General features: G+C 38.7%; 5 protein-coding genes. 3 read left to right on the top strand and 2 right to left on the bottom strand.

What is annotated here, in order from left to right; all coding sequences use genetic code 11:
* The first annotated feature begins 322 nt into the window (after window positions 1–322).
* The 3 genes from gdhA to gltA all read left to right on the top strand — a co-directional run bounded on the left by gdhA (window position 323) and on the right by gltA (window position 4,058).
* Window positions 323–1,660 (top strand): NADP-specific glutamate dehydrogenase, encoded by a 1,338-nt coding sequence (gdhA, locus tag QXL17_05250; protein ID MEM4258541.1) that lies wholly within the window; start codon window positions 323–325, stop codon window positions 1,658–1,660.
* A 152-nt stretch (window positions 1,661–1,812) separates the two neighbouring features.
* Window positions 1,813–2,640, top strand: coding sequence for a sulfide/dihydroorotate dehydrogenase-like FAD/NAD-binding protein (locus tag QXL17_05245; GenBank protein MEM4258540.1), 828 nt, complete (start codon window positions 1,813–1,815; stop codon window positions 2,638–2,640).
* The gene (gene gltA, locus QXL17_05240) at window positions 2,637–4,058 is read left to right on the top strand and encodes an NADPH-dependent glutamate synthase (GenBank protein MEM4258539.1); all 1,422 of its coding nucleotides are present in this window, start codon (window positions 2,637–2,639) and stop codon (window positions 4,056–4,058) included. The genes QXL17_05245 and gltA overlap by 4 nt, the downstream gene beginning before the upstream one ends.
* Here gltA and QXL17_05235 read toward each other — a convergent pair.
* Window positions 4,036–5,406: a M28 family peptidase gene (locus tag QXL17_05235; GenBank protein ID MEM4258538.1), complete on the bottom strand. Its 1,371-nt coding sequence runs from the start codon at window positions 5,404–5,406 to the stop codon at window positions 4,036–4,038. The genes gltA and QXL17_05235 overlap by 23 nt on opposite strands.
* Window positions 5,407–5,714: 308 nt before the next feature.
* On the bottom strand, window positions 5,715–7,337 hold the full coding sequence (locus QXL17_05230) for a CTP synthase (GenBank protein ID MEM4258537.1): 1,623 nt from the start codon (window positions 7,335–7,337) through the stop codon (window positions 5,715–5,717).
* Window positions 7,338–7,628 lie beyond the last annotated feature (291 nt).

The following is a 7,628-nucleotide window of genomic DNA, read 5'->3' as shown; positions in this document are numbered from 1 at the left end:
TGTTGAAAAAATCTGTAAAAAAGCTTGTTGAATTATGATTTTTTCTGTTTGCTGTGCGTGATTCTCACAGCAAAATGAGACGTTATGCTGAATTTATGGATTCATTTCGGGATGTAGCCATTGTACACGAACGATATTTATAGTGGTATACATGCCAAAAACATAGCAAACAACTTATCTTTCGTTAAACAAATTTTGAGAAAAATACAAAAAATTCAAGTTTTTATAAAAATCAGTAAAATATTTTTAAATACCATACTATCCCCAAAGTTTTAATAATAATTGGTAATACCGGTCACCAACTATTTGGAGGTAAATAAGTATGGACCAAAAGGTACAGGCATTTATGGATAAGGTTATACAAAAAAATCCTGGGGAAAAAGAGTTTCATCAAGCAGTACAAGAAGTTGTCGAATCACTCATGCCCTTTATCGAAAAAAATCCAAAATATCAAAAAGCAAAAATACTTGAAAGAATTGTTGAACCAGAACGAGTAATTATGTTTCGAGTACCATGGGTTGATGACAAAGGAGAAATTCAAGTAAACCGAGGATATCGAGTTGAATTTAACAGTGCAATCGGACCTTACAAAGGAGGTTTACGCTTCCATCCAAGTGTCAACCTGAGTATTTTAAAATTCCTGGGTTTTGAACAAATATTCAAAAACAGCCTCACTGGTCTACCAATGGGTGGAGGAAAAGGAGGATCTGATTTTGATCCCCGTGGCAAATCAGATGCAGAGATTATGCGTTTCTGCCAAGCATTTATGCTTGAATTGTCACGTCATATCGGCCCAAACACCGATGTTCCCGCAGGAGATATTGGAGTAGGCGGTCGAGAGATCGGGTACATGTTTGGCATGTATAAAAAACTGAGAAATGAATTTACTGGGGTACTTACCGGAAAAGGCGTCAATTGGGGCGGTAGCCTTATACGACCCGAAGCAACTGGTTATGGGGCAACCTATTTTGCTGCAGAGATGCTGGCATTAAAAAATGAAAGTTTCAAAGGAAAGATTGTCACACTTTCAGGATTTGGTAATGTTGCATGGGGCGCAGCACTGAAGATCACCGAACTTGGTGGTAAAGTCGTTACTCTTTCTGGTCCCGATGGATACGTTTATGATAAAGATGGTATCAAAGGGGAAAAAATTGATTATATGCTTGAGATGCGGGCATCAAACAATGATCGTGTGGAAGATTATGCAAAGAAATTCAAAGTCCCATTTTATCCGGGGAAAAAGCCATGGGAAGTAAAATGCGATATTGCTATGCCCTGTGCAACTCAGAACGAACTTGATGTAAATGATGCAAAAACATTGATTAAAAATGGATGTATTCTTGTTGCAGAGGCGTCAAATATGGGATGTACTGCTGATGCGGTAAAACTTCTTGTTGAGAAAATCATGTATGCTCCTGGAAAAGCGGTCAATGCGGGCGGCGTCGCAGTCTCAGGTCTTGAAATGACACAAAACAGTATCCGCATCACTTGGTCTGCTGACGAAGTCGACAAACAGCTCCGACAAATCATGAAAAATATTCATGAAGCGTGTGTGAAATACGGAAGGATCTCAAAAGATAAAATCGACTATGTCCGAGGAGCAAACATTGCAGGCTTTGTAAAAGTAGCAGATGCAATGATGGATCAAGGTGTCATTTAAACATACCTTACCTTCTTTTTTTTATTTTCTTGATATATTTATCTTTTTTACAAAATTTTTTTATCAGATAACACAATGATGAATTCATAAAACACAAAGTATTAAAGAAGCAAAAAAATTACTGAAAACGTACTACAAAAAATGTGTTCATTATGTATGAAATACTTGAAAAAAAGATTTTATCTGATACGGTAAAAATGATGAAAATCAAAGCCCCACTTGTTGCCGCAAAGGCTCAACCAGGTCAGTTTATCATTCTTCGCATTGATGAAAAAGGAGAACGCATTCCGCTAACTATCGCTGATTTTGACCGAGATCACGGAACGATTACGATTATCTTTTTAGAGGTTGGTAAGACAACACAACAGCTAGGAACTCTAAATGTTGGAGACAGCATTCTTAATTTTGTTGGACCGCTTGGTGCGCCCTCAGATATAAGAAAATATGGTACTGTGGTTTGTGTTGGTGGTGGTGTTGGTATTGCACCGTTGTATCCTATTGTAAAAGCGTTGAAACAAGCCGGCAATTATGTAATATCGATCCTTGGAGCAAAGACGAAAAAACTTTTGATATTAGAAGAAGAAATCGCTCAGTTTAGTGACGAATTTTATGTTACTACAGATGATGGTTCAAAAGGTCACAAAGGTTTTGTCAGTGATGTAGTACAAGAGATCATCGAAAAAAAAGAAAACGTGAATATGGTGATGGCAATCGGTCCTATTATTATGATGAAGGTTGTATCAGAGTTAACGAAGAAATATAATATTAAAACATTGGTGAGTTTAAATCCAATTATGGTTGACGGGACTGGAATGTGTGGTGGTTGTCGCGTTTCAGTTGATGGAAAGGTAAAGTTCGCATGTGTCGATGGCCCTGAGTTTGATGGCCACAAGGTTGATTATGAAAATCTTATGCTCCGGAACCGCAGGTTTATCCATGAAGAAGGTGAAGCCTGTAGGTTAGCGGGTGTGGTCGTATGAACGTTCGAAAAACAAAACATGAGATGCCTGAACAAACACCACAAGAACGGATAAAAAATTTCAAAGAAGTACCGTATGGATACAGTAAAGAAATTGCAGTTGAAGAAGCAAAACGGTGTCTGCAATGTAAAAATAAACCATGCATGAATGGTTGCCCTGTGGAAATTGACATCCCTGGTTTCATTGCTTGTATCGCCTCAGGTGATTTTGAAAAAGCAGCTGAAATCATTAAAGCAAAAAATAACCTCCCTGCTATATCAGGCAGAGTTTGTCCGTATGAAACACAATGTGAGGGAGAATGTACTCTAAAAAAAATTGGCGAGCCAGTAGGTATCGGTCGTCTCGAACGTTTTATCGCTGATTACGAACGAGAGAAAGGCGTTAAAATTCCACAAAAGCAACCATTGCTTGGGAAGAAGGTTGCTGTTGTAGGTGCTGGTCCCGCTGGTCTTACCTGTGCAGCTGATTTGGCAAAGATGGGGTATACTGTTACTGTGTTTGAAGCATTACATGCTCCTGGTGGCGTGCTGATGTATGGTATCCCTGAATTTCGCTTGCCAAAAAAAATCGTTGAAGCTGAAGTTGATTATATAACCAAATTAGGTGTGAATATTATTTATGATGTTGTCGTTGGGAAAACAATTACTGTAGATGAGTTGTTGAAAGAGTATGATGCTGTCTTTATTGGAACCGGTGCAGGTCTTCCAAATTGGCTCAATATCCCTGGGGAGAATCTTGATGGAGTGTATTCGGCAAATGAATTTTTAACTCGAGTTAATTTGATGAAAGCGTATGATTTTCCGACGTCTGATACTCCGATAAAGATTGGAAAGAAGGTTGCAACGTTTGGCGCTGGCAATGTTGCTATGGATTGCGCTCGAACAGCGCTCCGTCTTGGTGCTGAAAAATCATATGTGCTGTACCGTCGAACTGAAGCAGAGATGCCTGCGCGTGCTGAAGAAATTCACCATGCAAAAGAAGAAGGCGTGATTTTTATGTTACTGACAAACCCGGTCCGATTCATTGGAGATGAAGAAGGTCATTTAACCGAAGTTGAATTTATCAAAATGCAGCTTGGAGAACCTGATGATTCTGGTCGGAGACGTCCCATCCCTATTCCTGGCTCCGAGGAAAAAATGAAGATTGATACAGCACTAATCGCAATTGGTCAGAGTCCTAATCCTTTAATTCCGCAGACAATGAAAGGCTTACAGATTGGAAAGCATGGAAATATCATCACCGATGAGAACGGACGGACGTCGATTCCAGGATTATTTGCTGGTGGTGATATTGCAACGGGTGCAGCAACTGTTATTCTTGCGATGGGTGCTGGAAAAAAGGCTGCACGAGCTATCGACCAGTATATCAGATCAAAAAGTAATAAAAATATTGGTGTTAGCGAAGTGTTATCTGACTGAAGAAAACCTGGGCTTTTACCACAGATTGAGTTGACACGCTTTCATCACAGGTCGCCGTTATGGTAATGGTCGGAAGAAGTGAAAAGATACCTAATCCGATTCCTTTAAAATAAAAATGGAGACGGTTTGATTCTGTCGCAAGCAGTGTTCCAAGTGTACCGGTTTCAAAGCGCTGAGAGATAAAAAGACCCCCAGTAATTTCAATGGTATACGTGACATTGGTTGCAGTGCCAAGACCGATGTTCGTAATCTCTGCTGTTATTCCTTTGCCACCTTGGATATTGCTAATCTCAAGAACTGGAAGTGGTGGTGGTACAACATCTGTTTCTAACAATTCAGCTAAAGTTGCAAGTAAAAGTCGAGATGTTTTCACCGTATATGATAAGTTCATATGTTGAATAGTATCTTGCGATGAATGGTAGTAATCATTAAAGTTATACTCGTGCTCAAAGATTGCATAGTACCCATAAACCCAGAAATAGTAATGATCACTACCTGAGGTTGTTCCACTCGGAAGAACAGTAAGATCAATATACTCATGATACGTTTGGCTGATATTAGTCATATACTGGGTAATCCAAAGCGACGGCGTGTCAGCATAAATCTTTATTTTTTGGCCATCTGAATAAGTGAGCGCAAATCCAATCATATCAGCATTCAACACGGCGATGATATTATCGTTATTTGCCGCTACTTCCTGCGCATATCGTTCACTTCCAAGCAGCCCTTGTTCTTCTCCAGAAAAAGCAACAAATCGAACGGTTTTATTTACAGTATATTTTGAGAGTATCTCAGCTGCAGCAAGTGTTATTGCAACACCAGACCCATCATCATCTGCACCAGGGCTTCCGCTAACACTATCATAATGACCACAAATAAGGAAAATTTCATCAGTCTCAGGATCATGGGGACTTAATTGCGCCTCAATATTACTTCCATAGTATCCTTCATTTGACCAATTGTGATAGCGTACCTGGAGGCCCATCTTTTTAAATTGATCATAAATATAAGTTCCAGCGTCGATACATGCTTGTGTCTGAGTTACCCGAGGTCCAAATGCAGTTAAGTTCTCAAGATATTTAAGGAGAATTGTTGCATTGAGCTGTTCGACGATTTGAACAACAATATCATTTTGAGCCATGGGATATATAACGTCAGGTGGAGGGATTCTTTTTTCAGGAAGTATTAAATTTTGGATAAGCTGTAACCGTTCTTGAGATATATGTCCTGGTATTTTTGGCTCATCAGGAGGAACCTGCGCCCGAGAAGTTGACGGTAAAAAAATAGAAAATATTAAGAGTTGTATAAGAAAAAAACTTAATAGTCTTGGAAGCAAGGTAATATTCATAGCACGTCATTCCCCCAAACATCACATACAGTAGATTAGTGCAATTGTTTATCACGCACTCATTCAGATTTTTTTTAATTACTATACTATTAGCCTTCCCGCTATATAAATATTGTCTCTCTGTAAAGTAAAGTGACATCGCCACCATGTTCTAGGAGAAGAAATGTTAGTTTTGACAAGTCTAAATTCGGTTTCTTTACTGCCTTAATACCTCTTTCATCTCCTTAATGAATGCTGTTTGCGATCTTGGTTGACACAACACCTTCACAGTCCCAACAACCGTTCAACATCAAGATTGTCGTAAAAAACTATCTGGTTTTCTTTTTTGCTGCTTTGATCAAACCATCAAACAAAGGAGCAGGCTTCATAGGTCGTGATTTAAATTCAGGATGAGCTTGTGTCGCAACAAAAAAAGGATGACCAGACAATTCTAAAAACTCCATGAGAATACCATCAGGTGATCGACCAGAAAACACAAGGCCATTTTGTTCAAGAATTTCAACATATTGAGGATTAACTTCATATCGATGACGGTGACGTTCATACACTGTCGTTTTCCCGTATAATTGATAGACCAAAGTGTTTTCTTGTAACACTGCAGGATACGCACCAAGACGCATGGTTGCACCATATCTAGATTCTCGGATAAGTTTCACTTGATCAGGAATAAAGTCGATCACAGGATATGCCGTATTTTTATCGACTTCAGTTGTGTTCGCTTGTTTAAGATTACATTTATTTCGTGCATATTCAACAACTGCAAGTTGCATACCAAGACATAATCCAAGATATGGAATGTTGTTTTCCCGAGCATATCGAATTGTTGTAATTTTTCCTTCGATTCCTGACAAACCAAATCCCCCTGGAACAATAATGCCATCAAACTGACTTAGAGTACGGATCTCTTCAGGTTGTTTTTCAAATATTTTCGAGTCAATCCATTCTATTTGAGGAGCAAGGTTATTGTTCCACGCAGCATGTTTAACTGCTTCGATAACTGATATGTACGAATCAGATAACTGATACGCACCGATATCAAAATATTTTCCGACAATACCAATTTTTATTTGTCGGTTAATCCGACGGATCTTTGCAATATAATTTTTCCATTGTTTTAAATCACGTTGTTGTTTTCGGAGATGTAATTTGCGGAGTATTTTTTTACACAGTTCTTGTTCTTCAAAAAGGAGCGGTACAGCATACACATTATCGATATTTGAATCAGAGATTACATCATCTTGATGAATATTACAAAACAAGGCAATTTTTTCTTTTCGTACATCATCGAGTGGTTTTTCTGAACGGGCAACAATAAAATCAGCTTGAATACCAACCTCACGGAGCAGTTTAACGGAATGTTGCGTTGGTTTCGTTTTTGCCTCCCCAAGCGATTCGAGGACAGGAACATAGGTGACATGCACATACAGAACTTTATCACCTTCTTGTTTCATTTGACGAACTGCTTCTAAAAACAAAATATTTTCGTAATCACCAACAGTCCCCCCAATCTCGACAATTACGAAATCATATTTTCCCTCTTGAGCAGGCTGCCGAATTCGCCGTTTAATTTCGTCGGTGACATGAGGTATCGGTTGTACAGTTTTCCCGAGATATTTACCTTGACGTTCTTTTTCGATAACCGCGCTATATACTTGTCCTGTGGTAATATTATTGCATTTGAGAATATTAACGTCGAGAAAACGCTCATAATGACCAAGATCTTGGTCGATTTCACCGCCATCTTCAGTAACCCACACCTCACCATGTTCAGTTGGTCGAAGCGTCCCTGCATCAAAGTTTATGTATGGATCAATTTTGATTGCGGTGACTTTATACCCATGGAATTGTAAAATTTTGCCGATCGACGCTGTTGTGATACCTTTTCCTAATCCTGAGATAACCCCGCCAGTGACAATAATATAATTAACCATCCAGACCAACAGGAACACAGAATACACAATGTAATTTAAATGATTTTGGTTTTAAAAAATCAAGGGATAACGTCTAAATCATCGAAAGATCAGTAGTACAAGCTTTGGAAAAAAATAACGCCAGAACCAAACCAAGAAATACTTAAGAGATACGCCCAGATATTCTCAATATTTAATATCATAAGAAGTAGGATCACAATCCAGGGTAATAATAATAACAGAAAAGCAGCAAATAGTTGACGAATATTTTCCGAAGCATTGAGTACCATGAAACATCGCTACCTTAGGTAA

The organism is Candidatus Thermoplasmatota archaeon (genome assembly GCA_038884455.1).
GTDB lineage: Archaea > Thermoplasmatota > E2 > DHVEG-1 > DHVEG-1 > JAWABU01.
The sequence above is the reverse complement of the archived record's forward strand: the minus strand, read 5'-3'. Positions and strand labels throughout refer to the sequence as shown.